We start from the raw sequence: 1,135 nt of genomic DNA, 5'->3' as shown, positions 1-1,135 counted from the left end.
TACTGAGGTTTTCGTTAGTTCTGTGGGCGTGGCGGACTCGTTGGTGGGAGCCTGGGGTCGTGTCTTTCAAGCCTTCGCGTGCTGTCTCCGGGTCTGTCGTTCCCCTTTGACACGACCACAGTTGGCCGAGGCCCGGCGTGTACGGGCAGCCGAGCTGTTCGAGCAGGAACGCTCGAATGCCGAGATCGCACGAACGCTGGAGGTCAGTGCCGAAAGCGTGCGGCGGTGGAAACGAGTATGGGAGAGGGGTGGCACTCACGCCTTACGGCGACGCCCGGCCACCGGTCGCCCGTCCAAGCTGGACGACGCCCAGGTCGAGCAGGTGCGGACCGTACTGGAGCAAGGCGCCCAGGCGCATGGCTTCGAGGCCGATCTGTGGACCTTGGAGCGGGTCGGCCTGGTGGTCGAGCGGGTGACGGGGGTGTCTTTGTCGCGGGCATCGGTGTGGCGGTTGCTGACCGGCCGGATGGGGTGGAGCCTGCAGCGGCCCGAGCGGCGGGCGGTCGAGCGGGACGAATCCGAGATCGCCCGCTGGATCGCGCATGAGTGGCCGCGCATCAAAAAGGGGCGGTGAACAAGCGTGCCTGGATCGTGTTCCTCGACGAATCAGGAGTGTCGCTGCCGCCCCAGGTCCGACGCACCTACGCGCCCCGCGGCCGCACCCCGACTCCGCGGCACCGGCTGAACTGGAAACGTGCTTCGATGGCCGCGGCCCTGGGGTATCACGCCGCTGATCACGACCGCGGTCCGCGGCTGTGCTTCCACCTCAAGCCCGGCAGCTACGACACCGCCGCACTCATTCAGGTCCTCGAGCAGGTCAAGGTCTTCTACGCCGAAGAGCCGGTAGTGCTGGTCTGGGACGGGCTGTCCGCCCACTGGAGCCGGGCCATGCGCGCCTGGGCCGCGCAGCAGGACTGGCTCACCCTCGAGCGATTACCGGCCTACGCACCCGAGCTCAACCCCGTCGAACTGCTGTGGTCGGCGATCAGGACACGTGAGCTCGCCAACCTCGCCGGCGACCACCTCGCAGACGTTGCCGACGCAGTCGAACGAGGCATCCACCGCATCAGCCAGAACGATCAGCTGCCCTGGTCCTTCCTCGCCCACACCGGACTCACCATCCACCCACCCCCAC

Annotated in this window: 2 protein-coding genes; both read left to right on the top strand. The window is 67.5% G+C overall.

The features are described 5' to 3' along the window. The first annotated feature begins 106 nt into the window (after positions 1–106). Positions 107–574, top strand: a complete 468-nt coding sequence (locus tag ABD363_RS32395; protein WP_344610036.1) for a winged helix-turn-helix domain-containing protein — start codon at positions 107–109, stop codon at positions 572–574. Then, positions 571–1,135 (top strand): transposase (locus ABD363_RS32390; protein WP_344610035.1); only part of this gene is annotated, 565 nt, incomplete at its 3' end. The genes ABD363_RS32395 and ABD363_RS32390, both read left to right, overlap by 4 nt.

The organism is Streptomyces glaucus (genome assembly GCF_039533365.1).
Classification (GTDB): Bacteria; Actinomycetota; Actinomycetes; order Streptomycetales; family Streptomycetaceae; genus Streptomyces; species Streptomyces glaucus.
Note: the sequence above shows the minus strand (reverse complement) of the source record. Positions and strands in the feature narration are given on the sequence as shown.